We start from the raw sequence: 14,441 nt of genomic DNA on the forward strand, positions 1-14,441 counted from the left end.
CCATGCACACCATCATAAAACAACGCCTACAAATACTAACCTTGCTCTACAGCGCCCGCCAAAACGAACAGCGTTTAAAGCCCGGTTACATTACCGAATCAAGCATTACCGAAGCCCTTGGCGAATGCACCTTTAACCTGTCAGTACTGATTGAACTAAAACAAATCAAGCAAGACGGCTTTAAATACCGCATCACCGGCCATGGGGTCGAACAATGCGAACTACAAACATTAAATAAGGAATAAACCATGTTTGACTACATCCACCCCGACTACGAACCAGCAGAGCAGCCCATCATTGATTTAGTAGAAGAGTCAGATTTACTGCATAGACGTACCTGCGAAAGCGTACTAGACGTCGAGTATAACGATGACGAAAGCCGCCAATGGCTAGGCACCTATGAAATAAACGGCCAGCGCTGCCAACTCCAATTGGTGATGACCAACATCGACAGCCACTTTACAGACGAGTGTTAACCATGCGCCACAACACCCATTTACAAAACCCAAACATAGATGTGGGCCTTGGCGTGTTATGCGCAATTAGCGCGTCAGAACAAACCCTGTCTTGTGCCGACATAGCTGAAGTATGCAGCTGCTCCCGCAGTGCAATTTCAAGAATAGAAAATCGCGCCCTACGCAAAGCCAAACAAAAAGCCAAAATACTTGGCTTACAATTATTTTTAGAGGACTAACATGCTAGACATACTCACCCAATCCGCACTTGGTGCCGAAGACTTCAACCAACAAGTAGAATGGGTTATCCCCAATTTTTTAGCCAAACGTATGATCACTATGGTTTATGCCGATGGCGGTAATGGCAAAAGCTGGTTAGGTCTTGGCGTAGCAAAGCAGTGCGCTTTAGCAGGTATGCACGTTGCGTTCCTTGACTTCGACAACCCATTAAACGTACTCAAGCAGCGTGGCGTGCATGAAAAAATGGTGCAAGGATTTCGCAACATAAACTACATACACCGTTCAAAATGCCCTGTTGATCCTCTCGAATTACTACGTCAGCTCGCCAGCAATGCCGTCAGTGGCAAGTTTGATAACATGATCATCATTCTCGACAGCCTGCGTAATTTTGCCGACGTCACCAACGATGCCAAAACCATGCTCGCCTTAAACTACCTAATGGACATTCGCGAAGCCGGAGCCACCGTACTGGTATTACATCACTCCAACAAAGACGGCAAAAACTACCAAGGCAGTAATAACATTCGCAACAGCGTCGACAATATGTACCAGCTTTCTAAATTAGCAATGTCACAAGGCATAGGCGTATTGCTGCAAGTCAAAAAAGAACGCGCCGCCATTAAAGACTGCGCCTTTGATATATCGCCAGATAATCTAGATTTAATCGAAGAAGACCTAATCGAAGCGCAATCCACCGAGCAAGACTTAGATTTTGTTACGGCAGTTAAGTCAGCCCTACAACAGCAACCCAGCATGAACAAAACCGCCCTACTCAATGCCGCAGGTTTCGAAAAAGACAATAAACAAGCCAGAGCGCGGCTAGATAAATACGACAGCATCTACTGGCTATCAGCCAAAAAGGTTAATCGCACCATGTATTCACTACTAAATGACTAACTTGCGTTGTGCGCGTTGTTCGCGTGGTTCCAATAAGTAAGTAGTCGGGATATGCTCAATCTCAAATAAAAAATGAGGTTGAGCATGAAAGCATTAACTGCAAGTCAAAAACAACATTTTGAGGAACATAAAAAAAGTAGATTAAAACAAATGGAAAGCTTCAAGTACGTGAGGTTGAGTTGCAACAGTAATGATTCGCCACAAGCCTGTAAAGACTTGGAGAACAAGGTCAATAAAAGGGTAAGCGTAAATCAAGATGGTATTGTTTTTTCTCATTACAAAAATTGCCAGTATCAACCCCGTTGCTTTTGTCAGTTATTTGGTGAAAGTGAAAAAAGCATAAAACGCAAAGGATTACCCGTTTTCAAATTAACACGGAGTAATTTGACAAAATAATCAAACAGGCATACAGTCCGCATGTCAGAGGCGTCGAAACCTCTTCCCAAAGCGGTCGCAAACCAACCCCGTAAGTGTTGGTATTTTTATGCCTGTATTTCCCTTCATAGTTAGTTTCTATGTCGGGAGGGCGACGAATACAACACCCTTCGGGGAAATAAGTCCGCGGTTTCTTTGGGCCGTTTCGAACCTCCTGACACCCTTTAAATTCGAAAAAACCAAAGGAGACCATTATGGTCAATACACTACCCGATGTGGACTTACGTCAATACATCGATATTCAAAATAATCAATTAATCACCCAATCTACTCACGTTGCAGAAGTCTTCAATAAACCTCATAAAGACGTTTTAACCAAAATTAGAAAGTTAGATTGTTCAGAGTATTTTAACGGGCGAAATTTTTCGCTCGTTAAATACAAGGATTTAAAAGGTGAAATGCGCGACATGTACAATGTCACCAAAGACGGTTTTATGTTTTTAGTGATGGGCTTTACTGGCAAACAAGCAGCGGCAATCAAAGAAGCCTACATCAATGCCTTTAATGTTATGGCAGAGCAATTAACCGCACAGCCAGCTAATCACCCTGCAATAAACGACTTGCAAATTCGCAATCAGCAGTTACAAGATGAATTGCTTGATATGTATCGTGACAAAGTTAAAACCCTAGAAAGCAAGCCTAAACGCCCTGTTAGCCGCCCAAAATCCAAAATCAGCATCCAAGCAAAAAAGCATCACGCTCTTAAAACTCAAGCTTTTACCACCCAAGCCTTAGCCATCATTCAATCACAACCGGGTATTAATAAAACCGCTTTATTAATTGCTATGGGCTATGCAAAAGACAATAAACAAGCCAGAGCCATGTTAGCCCATGGCGAAGGTAAGTATTGGAGTAGTGTATACAATGGCTCGTCCTATGCGTATTACGTGCAAGGAGTTACCTATGAACAATAACACCCTAGACGAACTCGCCACCCTCACTATTTGTCAGTTGGTCATAGTCGAGCTACTAGGTGAAGTGCCAGAAGGCATGTGCTCAACTAAAAAGCTCGCCGTGTTACTCGACTACCTACAAAGCCAGCAACAAAACACCCTAGACCAACTGCTACAGCAGCAACACTAAAACCCAGTACTATCAAAAAAGCCCGCTAAAACAGCGGGCTTTTTACTAAATAGCTCATCACCATGTTTAGATAACCAATCCGTGGCATCATTAAAATATGGTGTTTTTACTAAAACAAACGATATACTATGTATACACAACAAAGATATGTCTTAGTTGTTAACATTACTAATAACAACAAAATTGAACTTTTTTATTAATAAACACTACAAAGATAGTGTGTTTGTCGTTATAACCACCAAGGAACATAATATGGTTTTAAATAAAGAATTATTAGCATCAAAGAATGGAATTGCTGTTACCCTTAATGACGGGTGGACAGATAGGTAAACAGTATTAAATGGACTTTTTATTAATGCTGGACGCAAAAACAACCATTCTAGGTATATCAGCGATTGTAGCTTTGTTTGCAGTGTACAGAAATTCTGTTATTAGTAGGCGCAGAGCTACAGTCGATTTAGTTCTCCATCAAAGAAGCGATGATAAACTCAAAGAATTAGACGAACTCATCAATCCTATCCTACACAAAAATCAAATCACCAAGTTTTGCGATGATGCTCACAAGGACTCAAAAGAACGAGCCGCCATACTTGAAATACTCAATAATTACGAATTTATAGCAGTAGGCGTTAGAGAGAAAGCATTTGATTTTAACCTCTATAAACGTATGAGCTATGGCACTGTAGTAAGAGATTGGGATTGCTTTAAATCCTTTGTATATGACCTTAGACAAAAGAACGATCGTAAAACGTTATTTCAAGAATTTGAATGGCTTGCAAAGAAATTTAAGAAAAACAAACTAAAAGCAGACACTGACTAACCTTACTAATAAGCCCTAAAGCCCGCTAAAATAGCGGGCTTTTTTATGTTGTCAGGAAAGTGGCGAGATATTAAAAGCGCGATACATTAAATTTCACTCGTCAAAAAGGAACCCAAATGACATTGAAAAAAAAACACGCCGAAATCGAAACAATCGCCATCACCTTGTTATGCCTATCAGAGCAAATGGCCCAGCAACCACCCAGCTGCCGCGACAATCACCTTATAAGCGTTTTAAATAGCCTTGGTCAAAGGTTAATAGACATAACACCACTCTAACTTTACAAAAAGCTGGCAATCGCCAGCTTTGTTATTTGACACCAAAGAAAATCTGATCCACGATCCACTCTAATGTCACCTTCAAACAACTTATACAACGTACACCACAAAAACCCTAACCCAGACTAATCTCAGCTACACATATCTTCGCCATATCATGGCGGCATGAACCAAGAAAATAAAAAACCACTTTACGGCTTATATAATGCCGACCAAGCTATGCAACTGGCTGTGCAGGTCTGTGACGTGCTTGGGCATGGCAGGCACAATAATGCAGTGGCTATGCTACTCGAAACCGCCTGTGCCGAAACTTGCCTAGGCACCTATCAAGACCCAACACCTAACGGCGCTGGCTGGGGTTTAACCCAAGCCGACCAAATAGCGGTAATCGATGTGGCTTATCGCACTCGCCCAAGCGACAGAACACGCATATTAGAGCACTTTGGCTTTGATATTCGTACCCTTGTTGCCAGCGACTTAGCCAACCACCCACTTAAAGCCTTAGTGTTTACGCGCTGCTTTTACAAGCTTATCCCAGACTTGTTCCCGCAAGACCTCAAAGGCCGTGCTTATTACTGGAAAACCCACTACAACACAGCACTGGGCAAAGGTAAGCCAGGGGAATATATCGAAAAATCACACCTGTTTTTATACCAAGACTCACCCAAAAAGGAACCTCAATGGCCCCTATAATTAGTTTATTGCTGTCGGCTGGCCCTTCCATTATCCGCATGTTTGGCAAGGCCAAAGGCGGCAAAGCTGAAACCGTAGCAGAAGAAGTAGCCAGTTTTATAGACGGCAATAATGGCAAGCCAACCCAAGCCCAAATGCAAGACATGGTTAAAAACCTTGATCCAGAAGTCATGAAAGATCTCGAAATAGGCCTTGCCCAAATAGCCGCAGAGCGTGAAAAAAACCACCTCGAACACGATTTAGGCATGCACCAAGCCCAACAAACCACCCTTCAAAGCGTTGACATTAAAGGCATTAGGCCAGAAATCGCCAATCGCCACAGTTGGTTTACTTGCCTGTATTTGTTTATGTTTGAAGGGGCTGCTGCCTTTGACTACGGCTCAGGTGCAAATTGGGAAGTCGCCACCCTTATTGCTGCCCCTACCCTCGCTTGGTTTGGCTTTAGAACATGGGATAAATTCAGCAAACAAGGCGCGTCGTTATAATGGACGTAATCGACGACGCCCAGCAGCGCACCCAACATTTTCAAGACCTAGCCATGCAAAACCGTGCGTTTGACCTTGCGCCAGTAGCCGCTAAAAACACCGACTCACAAGGCAATCCGCTTTGTATTGACTGCGACACCAATATCACCCGTAGACGTGAAGTACTGCCCAGCACTCAACGTTGTATCGAATGCCAAACAGACCACGAAAAACGGAGCCGTAATTAATGGAAGTATTTGTTTCACATATCAACGACAACTGGCGCCTTTACAGCTTGTTTGTGTTTTTACTCAGCTGCTTAGCCCTTTTTTGGTTATCAAAATATTTTGCCACCAAAACAGAATTAGCCGATCACAAAGATGCCCTCGACGCTCACAAAGTGGCTTTTGATGCTCATAAGTTAGAGCACTACAAGTTACGTGACACCGTAAAAACCATCGACAGCCATTTAGCCCATTTGCCAGACGCCAAAGAAAGCCAAGCCCTACGTGAAGAACTAGCACTCACCAGAGGACGTTTAGAAGGGGTTGATACCCTGTTAAAACAGATTTTAAACAATCAAAACATGCTGTTCGAAAACGAATTGCGCGGTTCAAACATGGGGAAAAACAATGGCAATTGAATCAATTATGAATGAACACCAGCGCTTGAGTATTTTGCATTGCCTGGCCGCAATGGACAGTTACAGCACCAACGACAGCATAGTGCAGTCGGTATGTACTCAATATGGCAACAGCATGACCATCGACAAAATTCGCACTCATTTGTATTGGTTAAAAGAGCAAGGGCTAGTAACGCTTGAAGAAACCGGCCCTTACATGGTGGCTGCGCTTACAAGCCGAGGCATTGACGCCGAAGCCGGACTAGCCAAAGTGCCAGGCATTAAACGCCCAGCACCAAGGGTATAACACTGTGGGCCTTTTTATCATTGTACTGGTAGCCGCTTTTTGGAGTATTTCATTATTCATTTGGTTGCTAATCATATGTTTACGCGAGGATAAACCACATGACCGATAAACCCACACGCGGCAAGGCCAACAAAGTCGACTTTTTACCAGACGACATTCAAAAGACTCTGATCCAAGGCCTGCGCGACAAAACCATTAGTCAAACCGACCTGCTCGATAGCATCAATAACATGATCACATCAGCAGGTTTACCCGACGACATGCATCTATCACGCTCTGGCCTTAATCGCTACGCCACTAAAATGGAAGCTGTAGGCGCGCGTATTCGCCAAGCCCGCGAAGTATCTAAGCAATGGACAGCCGAGCTAGGTGATAAGCCCACCACTGAAGTGGGTAAAATCCTCCGTGAAATCATCCGCACCCTAGGCTTTGAAGTAGGTAACGCCATGATGGATGGCGACGTATCTAAACTCGAACCCAAAGCCCTGAATCAACTGGCCTTGTTATCCGTTCGCCTAGAAGACGCAGAAGGCAAAAGCTTAAAGCGTGAGCAAGAGCTACGTAAAGAATTTGCCAAAGAAGCCGCAGAACAAGCTGCAACAGTGGCTACAGCAGCGGGTATGACGGCATCAGGCGTTGAACAAATTAAACGTGAAATATTAGGTATTGCCTAATGCAGCTAGTCGAATTTAATCCCGATGAATTACTGTTAGGCTACCAAAAACGCTGGGTAGCCGACGATGCCCCCTTAAAAATTGCCGAAAAAAGCAGGCGTACCGGGTTAACCTGGGCAGAAGCATCCGATGCCGTATTATCTGCATCCAAAGGCCGTAGCTCACAAGGTACCAATCATTTCTATGTGGGCAGCAACAAAGAAATGGCACGCGAATTTATCGACGCCGCTGCCATGTGGGCCAAGGCTTTTGATAAAGCCGCAGGTGATATTCAAGAAGAAGTATTTGTAGACGAAGGCCAAGAAGGCAAAGAGATATTAACTTTTGTTATTCACTTTGCCAGTGGCTTTAAAATTCAAGCCTTAAGCTCTAAACCCAGTAACTTACGGGGTATGCAAGGTAACGTTACTATTGACGAAGCCGCGTTTCACGAGCAGCTGGCCGAGGTACTTAAAGCAGCATTAGCACTCACCATGTGGGGGGCTAAAATTCGCATCATCAGTACTCATAACGGTGATGGCAACCTATTTAACCAACTAATCGAAGACAGCCGCGCAGGCAAAAAGCGTTACAGCGTTCACCGCATCACCCTAGACGATGCCTGTGCAGAGGGTTTATACCAACGTATTTGCCAAGTGCGCGGCATCCAGTGGACTCAAGCACTAGAAGACGACTGGAAAGCAGGCCTTCTAAAAGACACAGCCAGTGAAGAAGACGCCCTAGAAGAATATTGCTGCGTACCCAAATCAGGTGGCGGTGCTTATCTCAATCGTGCCATCATCGAAAAAGCCATGCAGCCACAAGGGCAAGTACTCAGGTTGAAAAAAGATAACGCCTGGAATGCCATGGCCGAGCATTTACGCAGTGCCGACATTAAAGACTGGTGCCAAGAGGTATTGTTACCCTGGTTAGAATCACTCAGTGCTGACTACCGCCATTGCCTAGGTGAAGATTTCGCCCGTAAAGGCGACTTAACCTGTTTGTGGGTAGGGCAAATCAATCAAGACCTTAGTATTCATGTGCCCTTGGCCGTAGAGCTTAAAAACATACCCTACCGCCAACAAGAACAAATACTGTTTTATCTAATCGACCGCCTGCCAAGGTTTGTGGGGGCGCAATTAGATGCCACAGGTAACGGTGATTACTTAGCCGAGCAAACCGTTGAAAAATATGGCGTAGGCTTAGTAGAAGCGGTAAAAATCACCGAAAACTGGTATCGCGAAAACATGCCCCGCATGAAGGCCCACTTTGAAGACTTTACGATCACCATCCCCAAAGATGCCGACATAATGGACGACTTACGGGCCCTACAAATTAACGCTAGGGGCGTGCCATCTATACCTCAAGGCAAAACCGACCAAGCCAAAGACCGCCACGGCGATAGCGCTGTAGCCTGTTGCATGATGGTGGCAGCCAGTCAAATGGAAGGCGGCGAAATTGCCTTTACGCCACTGCCCAGCAAACAAGAACGTTGGGGTAAACCTAACCACAACGATGATTTTAAAATAGACCAATCAGGCTGCTACTAATGGAAACATTCGAAACCAATGGCACCCGTTATCGGGTACGTGAAAAAGAACTAAAACAACATCAAACCGAAGATAATCCCCGTGTTGCCCAAATGCGCCGTGAGTTTGCCGAACACCCTAGTAGCGGCTTAACCCCGGCTAAACTAGCGGTAATTATGACCAATGCCGAACAAGGTGATTTAATTCAGCAATGTTACCTAGCAGAAGACATAGAAGAAAAAGACGGCCACATTCAAGCTGAATTGTTTAAACGCAAAATGGCCCTAAGCGACGTTGAATTTAATATTGAGCCACCCGCCAATGCCAGCGCCCAAGAGCAAAAAGACGCCGCCGACATTGAGCAAATGCTTAAAGACGTAGACGGATGGCACGATGTTGTATTTGGCATGGCCGATGGCATTTTAAAAGGCTTTAGTAATACCGAACTAGAATGGGAGATATACCAAAATTGGCGGGTACCCACTAATTTTCAGCACCGCCCTGCTACGTGGTTTCAGCTTAACCAGCACGACCAAAATCAAATCATGCTGCGCGACCAAAGCGGCAAAGGTGAAGCCCTTCGCCCATTAAACTGGTTGCAACATCGCCACAGCGCCAAAAGTGGCTACCCTGCACGTATCGGCTTAATACGCCAGTTAGCGTGGCCGTTTATCTTTAAAAATTACTCATTGCGCGACCTTGCCGAATTCCTCGAAATTTACGGCATACCCGTGCGATTAGGTAAATACCCCAGCGGTGCTACCGACACCGAAAAACAGCGCCTATTACAAGCCGTGCTTAGCATTGGCCATAATGCCGGTGGTGTCATTCCCAAAGGAATGGAAATCGAATTTCACGATGCTGCCAAGGGTGGCGGCAGTGATCCATTTATGACCATGATGTCGCACTGCGAACGCATCCAATCAAAAGTGATAGTCGGTCAAACCCTTACATCACAAGTGGATAGTAGCGGCAGCCAAGCCCTTGGTAATGTACATAACGAAGTGCGTTTAGATATTCGCGATCACGACTTACGCCAAATCGCCAGCACCTTAAACCGCGACCTAATTTGGCCTATGTACATGCTTAACGGTAAAAGCTACACAGGCGATGCCAGGCGTAAACCTCGTTTAGTGTTCGACACCCAAGAGCCAGAAGACTTGTCATTGTATGCAGATGCATTGCCAAAATTGGTTGGCATTGGAGTACAAGTGCCAGTGCAATACGCCCACGATAAATTGCGTATCCCCATGCCAGAAGCTAACGAACCCGTATTAGCGGTTGCACAAACAGCGCCCAGTATTGAGCCGCCAGAAGAAAAACCAAAAGCCGCCTTAAAACTGGCTTTAGCCGCCCTTAAAGCAAAAACGCCAGAGCTTACAGACGCACCAGAACATTTCACAGCCATGCTTAAAGGTGAAATAGGTGAAAGTTTTACTGGCATGTTTCAACCCATTCAAGACCTTGTAGACGGGGCTGAATCATTAGAGGCCCTCAAAGAACAATTGCTTGAATTAGAAGCAAAACTTGATACAGAGGCCTACCAAGAGCAGCTTGGTCAAGCTTTTGTGGCCGCTGAATTAGCAGGGCGCTTTGACGTAAATCAAGGTAACTAATGGCCAAGGTAGAATACGGCTCACTCAAATTTGCAGAGGCCATCGACTTTTTTAAAACCAAAGTTGATGTACCCACTGCGCGCTGGGCAGACATTTGGCGCGACCAACACAATCTAGCTTTTATGGTAGCCGGTGCCGCCAAAGCCGATTTACTGGCCGACATGCGTAAAATTGTTGACCAATCCATAGCCAACGGCAAGTCGTTAAACTGGTTTCAAAAAGAGTTTAAAGGCCTAGTAAAAAAACACGGATGGGATCACACCGGCTCAGCTGCGTGGCGCGCCAACATCATTTACTCAACCAATATGCGCCAAAGCTACAATGCAGGGCGTTATGCGCAGCTGCAACACTTTGAATACTGGCGCTACAAGCATGGCGACAGTCGCAACCCGCGCCTACACCATAAATCAAAAGACGGCACCATACTGCCCAAAACCAGCCCGTTCTGGAATGTATGGTTTCCGCAAAACGGCTGGGGTTGTAGGTGTAAAGTGTTTGGAGAGTCAGATAAAAGCCTCGCCCGTAAAGGCTTAAAACCATCAAAAGAGCCAACGATTGAAAACCGCGAATGGATAGATAAAGCTACTGGCGAAAGTCACCAAGTACCAGTAGGCATCGATCCGGGATTTGATTATGCACCAGGTAAAGCTAGCCAAGCGAGCATACACCAATCAAGGGAGCAAACTACAAAACTCACACAGCTGGCCACCAAGCAAAACTGGCAAACTCATGGGCGGCCAGAAAAGTTGCCTCAACCTATTTACCAAGGTGAATTAGCGCCCATTGTCTCAACTAAAGAAGCATTACAATCCACCATTGAAAAATATATAGGTAGTAAAGAAAGTGTTATAAAAGGCCCCGTGCCCGCATTAAATGTATATGTCGATGCCAAATATCTTGCTGAGCATATTGATATTAAACGTGCCCCCTTTGTCCCAATCTTGCTGCGCACCATTAGCGACCCTTACGAAGTATGGGAAACCTGGCATGAAATACCGAGTACAGACAAACTGGTTAATCGCCTGCGTTACATTTACCCAGTCAAAGCAGGCAAATACAAAGGGCAGCTATTGGTAGCCGAAGTGCAAAAAGGGATCCTTATTGCGTATACGTTTGTACCTGTAAAATCACTCAATTATTTAAACAAGCAGCGGGTGGGGAATTTGATTTACGTGAATGAAGGATCTAGTAATGAGTAACGGTCACTACCGACTAATAAGTGCCTCTCGCGCCGTACCGCAACCGAAAACACTTACCGTAAGCCAAAGCATAGCAGGTAATTGACATGGCGAGTATTAAATTTACGGTTGATTTGACAGGCGAAAAACAGTTACTAAAAGCATTGAACAAATTTATCAAGGCAGGAGGTGAGCTAGAGCCTGCTCTACATGAAATTGGCGATCTCCTTATTGGGTCAACCCAAGCAAGGCGTACTTTAGAACAAGCACCCGACGGCACACCATGGGAGCCACTAAGCCCAATCACTATTGAACGCAAAGGGCACAGCAGAATATTAGAGAATACCGGCATACTCTTCGACAATTTGGCCAAACAGATAACAGGCAATGAATTACACTTTGGTGCAACGTTAAAAGATTACGCCAATATGCAACAAGAAGGTGGTATCACCTCACCCAACAGTATGATCCCAAATAAAACCATACCGGCAAGACCGTTTATAGGATTATCAGAATCAGACGAAATATCTATTGTATCTATCCTCAAAAGTCACCTTCTAGATTAACCCAAAACCGCTACACCCTAGTTTAAAAAGGGGCTACAAGCGAATTCAGGGGGTAAAAACACGGTAAATAGCGGTTTTTTGGAGGTGGTCGAGCGCCTACAATCCATTTTAAGCGTTTTAGGGGGTTAAGTGGAGTATTGGCCTAGATAAAATTTCTCGAACGTTTTGAGAAAGATTTAAACACCTCTGGTGAGAGTTGCCAGCCAGATAAAAGGTGTAAAAGAGGGTTGAGGTAAACACTACCTTGATCAAAGCTTGCAATCCTGTATTGTGAGCCTGGCAAAAAAGAAAACCTTACCCCATCAAAGCACTAACCCAGACTAATCTCCCCTAGCCACAAAAAGCCCGCATCATGTGGGCTATGAATACATCAAAGCTTTATCCAAAATCACTCCACCAAGGAGATGGCCATGTAACTAACCCGCCAGCAGCGGCGTTGGCTATTGCTGCTTGTACAAATATCACCGACTCAAACGAATTAGGTTTAGCCGCTTGCTCGTTTGAAATAAGCGCTGAGTCATCACAGCAAATATTTCCAGCGGGGCAATTTCAATCCACCGACGGCCAATCAGATGCAGTTGAAGTAGGTTTTTGGAATATCGATGCCGCTATAGCCAAACAAGTGATTGCCGACCGCGCTAAAAAAGCCAACGACTTACTGTTTGACTACGAACACCAAACCCTTAATGCAGAGAAAAACGGTCAAGCCGCTCCCGCAGCTGGCTGGGCAAAAAATGCCAATTTGGAATGGGTAGATGGCCAAGGCTTGTTTGTCAAAAACGTAGAGTGGACCGCAAAAGCCAAGCAGCTTATCCAGGATAAAGAGTATCGCTATATCTCACCGGTATTTTCTTACGACAAAAAAACCGGTGCCATTGTCAGCCTAAAACACATTGCTATCACCAACGACCCAGCCATTGACGGCATGCAGTCGCTGGTTGCCCTAAAACATACCTCAACCCCCACTTTGGAGAACACCATGCACCCAACTATTGTTGATTTACTTGCCGCTATCGGCATCACTATCGATCCTAACAAAGACCTCGATATCGCAGCGTTAACAGCATTACTTGACTCTAAGGATGCAAAAACAGGCATTGCTTCACTTAAAGCCTCCTTAGCTGAATTCGCTACCCAAACTACCGAAATTGCTGCATTAAAAGCCAAAAGTACTGAAGGTGTAGACCTAACTAAGCATGTACCGGTTGAAACCTACAACGCGGTAGTAGTTGAAATGGCTGCTCTTAAGGCCAACAACGAATCCATCACGGTTGAGCAAACCATAGAACAAGCCAAAAAAGACGGCAAGTTTATCGCTGCCGGTGAAATCGAGTACCTCAAAAATTTAGGCAATACCAACATCGCAGCCCTTAAAAGCACCTTAGATGGTCGCCCTACTGTGGCTGCGTTCGCTGGTAAGCAAACCACCGAGCAAAAGCCAGACGAACAAGATAACACTGGTGTGGCAGCACTCACCGCCGATCACAAACTCATTGCAGGCCAGTTGGGTATTAGTCACGAAGACTACGCCAAACAGCTAGCAGCTGAAGCGTAATTCACTCTTTTACTTAATTAACTAATTTGCCCAGAAATGGGCACAGGAGAACAACATGGCTTTAGTCACATCAGCAATTTTAAACGGTATTCGTACCGGCTTTCGTAAAAACTTTGAAGACGGTAAAACCAAGGCAGAGCCTATGTTTAATGCCGTGGCAACAGTGGTGCCTTCTACCACCAAAAGCAATACATACGGCTGGTTAGGCCAATGGCCGGGCTTTAGAGAGTGGATTGGCGACCGTCAGCTTAAGTCCATCAAAGAGCACGCTTACGCTATTTCAAACAAAGATTATGAATCAACAGTAGTGGTTGACCGTAACGACATTGAAGACGACAGCCTAGGTGTATACGCCCCAATGATGAACGAAATGGGCTATGCAGCTCGCGTATTCCCAGATGAATTGGTATTTCCATTGCTTGCAGCTGGCTTTACCACTGCCTGTTACGACGGTCAAAATTACTTTGATGCCGATCACCCCGTTAATGCTGAAGTAGACGGTAGCGGTGCTGATACAAGTTTTTCTAATGTGATCATCGACGGGGGCTATACAGGCCAAGCCTGGTACTTACTTGATACCAGCCGCAGCTTAAAACCCATCATTTTCCAAGAGCGCAAAGGCATGCAATTTGTCGCCATGGACAATCCTAACGACGAAGCGGTGTTTACCAATAAGACCTTCCGCTATGGCGTAGATTGCCGCTGTAATGTGGGCTTTGGCTTCTGGCAAATGGCAGTAGGCGTGAAGAAAACCCTTGATTACCAGACTATCTGGGATGCGGTTAACCAAATGCGCGGCTTTAAAGCCGATGGTGGACGCCCATTAGGTTTAGGTAAAAACAAACTCACCCTAGTCGTGCATTCATCAGACTACCAAAACGCTCTAAAAATCAATAACCGAGAGCTAATTGACGACGGTGGTACCAGCGTAAGTAATGAATTACGCGGAATGTTCAACGTCATTTCACCAGACTTTTTATAAGTCTGGCCAAAACCTAACAACCTAAACAACTACTAACAACGCCCTTGCTAATTAAGGGCGCTGTTTAA

At 45.0% G+C, this 14,441-nt stretch carries 21 protein-coding genes; all 21 read left to right on the forward strand.

Annotated elements, in window-relative coordinates; translation table 11 throughout:
- The first annotated feature begins 2 nt into the window (after positions 1-2).
- Positions 3-245, forward strand: a complete 243-nt coding sequence (locus Q0688_RS02605) for a hypothetical protein (protein ID WP_299072822.1) — start codon at positions 3-5, stop codon at positions 243-245.
- A 3-nt stretch (positions 246-248) separates the two neighbouring features.
- Entirely contained in the window at positions 249-476 is a 228-nt protein-coding gene (locus tag Q0688_RS02610; protein ID WP_299072825.1) for a hypothetical protein, read from the forward strand.
- Between the two features lie 2 nt (positions 477-478).
- On the forward strand, positions 479-694 hold the full coding sequence (locus tag Q0688_RS02615; protein WP_299072828.1) for a hypothetical protein: 216 nt from the start codon (positions 479-481) through the stop codon (positions 692-694).
- A gap of 1 nt (position 695) precedes the next feature.
- Complete coding sequence (locus tag Q0688_RS02620) at positions 696-1,592, forward strand: AAA family ATPase (protein WP_299072830.1); 897 nt, start codon at positions 696-698, stop codon at positions 1,590-1,592.
- Between the two features lie 84 nt (positions 1,593-1,676).
- On the forward strand, positions 1,677-1,988 hold the full coding sequence (locus Q0688_RS02625; RefSeq protein ID WP_299072833.1) for a hypothetical protein: 312 nt from the start codon (positions 1,677-1,679) through the stop codon (positions 1,986-1,988).
- Positions 1,989-2,221: 233 nt separating this feature from the next.
- Positions 2,222-2,941 (forward strand): Rha family transcriptional regulator, encoded by a 720-nt coding sequence (locus Q0688_RS02630; RefSeq protein ID WP_299072837.1) that lies wholly within the window; start codon positions 2,222-2,224, stop codon positions 2,939-2,941.
- Positions 2,931-3,110: a hypothetical protein gene (locus Q0688_RS02635; RefSeq protein ID WP_299072840.1), complete on the forward strand. Its 180-nt coding sequence runs from the start codon at positions 2,931-2,933 to the stop codon at positions 3,108-3,110. The genes Q0688_RS02630 and Q0688_RS02635 overlap by 11 nt, the downstream gene beginning before the upstream one ends.
- Before the next feature lie 340 nt (positions 3,111-3,450).
- Entirely contained in the window at positions 3,451-3,930 is a 480-nt protein-coding gene (locus Q0688_RS02640; protein WP_299072841.1) for a DUF4760 domain-containing protein, read from the forward strand.
- Positions 3,931-4,046: 116 nt separating this feature from the next.
- The gene (locus tag Q0688_RS02645; protein WP_299072844.1) at positions 4,047-4,208 is read left to right on the forward strand and encodes a hypothetical protein; all 162 of its coding nucleotides are present in this window, start codon (positions 4,047-4,049) and stop codon (positions 4,206-4,208) included.
- Positions 4,209-4,373: 165 nt separating this feature from the next.
- Positions 4,374-4,901: a hypothetical protein gene (locus Q0688_RS02650; protein ID WP_299072847.1), complete on the forward strand. Its 528-nt coding sequence runs from the start codon at positions 4,374-4,376 to the stop codon at positions 4,899-4,901.
- Complete coding sequence (locus Q0688_RS02655) at positions 4,889-5,386, forward strand: hypothetical protein (protein WP_299072850.1); 498 nt, start codon at positions 4,889-4,891, stop codon at positions 5,384-5,386. The genes Q0688_RS02650 and Q0688_RS02655 overlap by 13 nt, the downstream gene beginning before the upstream one ends.
- The gene (locus Q0688_RS02660) at positions 5,386-5,613 is read left to right on the forward strand and encodes a hypothetical protein (RefSeq protein ID WP_299072853.1); all 228 of its coding nucleotides are present in this window, start codon (positions 5,386-5,388) and stop codon (positions 5,611-5,613) included. The genes Q0688_RS02655 and Q0688_RS02660 overlap by 1 nt, the downstream gene beginning before the upstream one ends.
- Positions 5,613-6,008 carry a DUF2730 family protein gene (locus tag Q0688_RS02665; RefSeq protein ID WP_299072856.1) on the forward strand — a complete coding sequence of 132 codons (396 nt, stop codon included), beginning with the start codon at positions 5,613-5,615 and terminating at the stop codon, positions 6,006-6,008. The genes Q0688_RS02660 and Q0688_RS02665 overlap by 1 nt, the downstream gene beginning before the upstream one ends.
- Positions 5,998-6,294: an ArsR family transcriptional regulator gene (locus Q0688_RS02670; protein WP_299072859.1), complete on the forward strand. Its 297-nt coding sequence runs from the start codon at positions 5,998-6,000 to the stop codon at positions 6,292-6,294. Before Q0688_RS02665 ends, Q0688_RS02670 begins: the two co-directional genes overlap by 11 nt.
- 98 nt (positions 6,295-6,392) lie before the next feature.
- Positions 6,393-6,968: a DUF3486 family protein gene (locus tag Q0688_RS02675; protein ID WP_299072862.1), complete on the forward strand. Its 576-nt coding sequence runs from the start codon at positions 6,393-6,395 to the stop codon at positions 6,966-6,968.
- A complete protein-coding gene (locus Q0688_RS02680) occupies positions 6,968-8,497 on the forward strand; it encodes a terminase family protein (RefSeq protein ID WP_299072865.1) in 1,530 nt (509 codons plus the stop codon). The genes Q0688_RS02675 and Q0688_RS02680 overlap by 1 nt, the downstream gene beginning before the upstream one ends.
- A complete protein-coding gene (locus Q0688_RS02685; RefSeq protein ID WP_299072867.1) occupies positions 8,497-10,092 on the forward strand; it encodes a DUF935 domain-containing protein in 1,596 nt (531 codons plus the stop codon). Before Q0688_RS02680 ends, Q0688_RS02685 begins: the two co-directional genes overlap by 1 nt.
- Positions 10,092-11,291 carry a phage minor head protein gene (locus tag Q0688_RS02690; RefSeq protein WP_299072870.1) on the forward strand — a complete coding sequence of 400 codons (1,200 nt, stop codon included), beginning with the start codon at positions 10,092-10,094 and terminating at the stop codon, positions 11,289-11,291. Before Q0688_RS02685 ends, Q0688_RS02690 begins: the two co-directional genes overlap by 1 nt.
- A gap of 86 nt (positions 11,292-11,377) precedes the next feature.
- Complete coding sequence (locus Q0688_RS02695; RefSeq protein ID WP_299072873.1) at positions 11,378-11,836, forward strand: phage virion morphogenesis protein; 459 nt, start codon at positions 11,378-11,380, stop codon at positions 11,834-11,836.
- Positions 11,837-12,197: 361 nt separating this feature from the next.
- The gene (locus tag Q0688_RS02700; RefSeq protein WP_299072874.1) at positions 12,198-13,391 is read left to right on the forward strand and encodes a phage protease; all 1,194 of its coding nucleotides are present in this window, start codon (positions 12,198-12,200) and stop codon (positions 13,389-13,391) included.
- Between the two features lie 55 nt (positions 13,392-13,446).
- Complete coding sequence (locus tag Q0688_RS02705; protein ID WP_299072876.1) at positions 13,447-14,373, forward strand: Mu-like prophage major head subunit gpT family protein; 927 nt, start codon at positions 13,447-13,449, stop codon at positions 14,371-14,373.
- The last annotated feature ends 68 nt before the right edge of the window (positions 14,374-14,441 follow it).

The organism is uncultured Paraglaciecola sp. (genome assembly GCF_937123705.1).
Classification (GTDB): Bacteria; Pseudomonadota; Gammaproteobacteria; order Enterobacterales; family Alteromonadaceae; genus Paraglaciecola.

Bases quoted from the DNA above. Each gene is read 5' to 3' on its own strand.
- Q0688_RS02645 (WP_299072844.1), top strand. From the start codon at position 4,047: ATGACATTGAAAAAAAAACACGCCGAAATCGAAACAATCGCCATCACC.
- Q0688_RS02700 (WP_299072874.1), top strand. From the start codon at position 12,198: ATGAATACATCAAAGCTTTATCCAAAATCACTCCACCAAGGAGATGGC.
- Q0688_RS02635 (WP_299072840.1), top strand. From the start codon at position 2,931: ATGAACAATAACACCCTAGACGAACTCGCCACCCTCACTATTTGTCAG.
- Q0688_RS02680 (WP_299072865.1), top strand. From the start codon at position 6,968: ATGCAGCTAGTCGAATTTAATCCCGATGAATTACTGTTAGGCTACCAA.
- Q0688_RS02630 (WP_299072837.1), top strand. From the start codon at position 2,222: ATGGTCAATACACTACCCGATGTGGACTTACGTCAATACATCGATATT.
- Q0688_RS02610 (WP_299072825.1), top strand. From the start codon at position 249: ATGTTTGACTACATCCACCCCGACTACGAACCAGCAGAGCAGCCCATC.
- Q0688_RS02615 (WP_299072828.1), top strand. From the start codon at position 479: ATGCGCCACAACACCCATTTACAAAACCCAAACATAGATGTGGGCCTT.
- Q0688_RS02650 (WP_299072847.1), top strand. From the start codon at position 4,374: ATGAACCAAGAAAATAAAAAACCACTTTACGGCTTATATAATGCCGAC.
- Q0688_RS02670 (WP_299072859.1), top strand. From the start codon at position 5,998: ATGGCAATTGAATCAATTATGAATGAACACCAGCGCTTGAGTATTTTG.
- Q0688_RS02660 (WP_299072853.1), top strand. From the start codon at position 5,386: ATGGACGTAATCGACGACGCCCAGCAGCGCACCCAACATTTTCAAGAC.
- Q0688_RS02685 (WP_299072867.1), top strand. From the start codon at position 8,497: ATGGAAACATTCGAAACCAATGGCACCCGTTATCGGGTACGTGAAAAA.
- Q0688_RS02625 (WP_299072833.1), top strand. From the start codon at position 1,677: ATGAAAGCATTAACTGCAAGTCAAAAACAACATTTTGAGGAACATAAA.
- Q0688_RS02605 (WP_299072822.1), top strand. From the start codon at position 3: ATGCACACCATCATAAAACAACGCCTACAAATACTAACCTTGCTCTAC.
- Q0688_RS02695 (WP_299072873.1), top strand. From the start codon at position 11,378: ATGGCGAGTATTAAATTTACGGTTGATTTGACAGGCGAAAAACAGTTA.
- Q0688_RS02620 (WP_299072830.1), top strand. From the start codon at position 696: ATGCTAGACATACTCACCCAATCCGCACTTGGTGCCGAAGACTTCAAC.
- Q0688_RS02665 (WP_299072856.1), top strand. From the start codon at position 5,613: ATGGAAGTATTTGTTTCACATATCAACGACAACTGGCGCCTTTACAGC.
- Q0688_RS02705 (WP_299072876.1), top strand. From the start codon at position 13,447: ATGGCTTTAGTCACATCAGCAATTTTAAACGGTATTCGTACCGGCTTT.
- Q0688_RS02675 (WP_299072862.1), top strand. From the start codon at position 6,393: ATGACCGATAAACCCACACGCGGCAAGGCCAACAAAGTCGACTTTTTA.
- Q0688_RS02690 (WP_299072870.1), top strand. From the start codon at position 10,092: ATGGCCAAGGTAGAATACGGCTCACTCAAATTTGCAGAGGCCATCGAC.
- Q0688_RS02655 (WP_299072850.1), top strand. From the start codon at position 4,889: ATGGCCCCTATAATTAGTTTATTGCTGTCGGCTGGCCCTTCCATTATC.
- Q0688_RS02640 (WP_299072841.1), top strand. From the start codon at position 3,451: ATGGACTTTTTATTAATGCTGGACGCAAAAACAACCATTCTAGGTATA.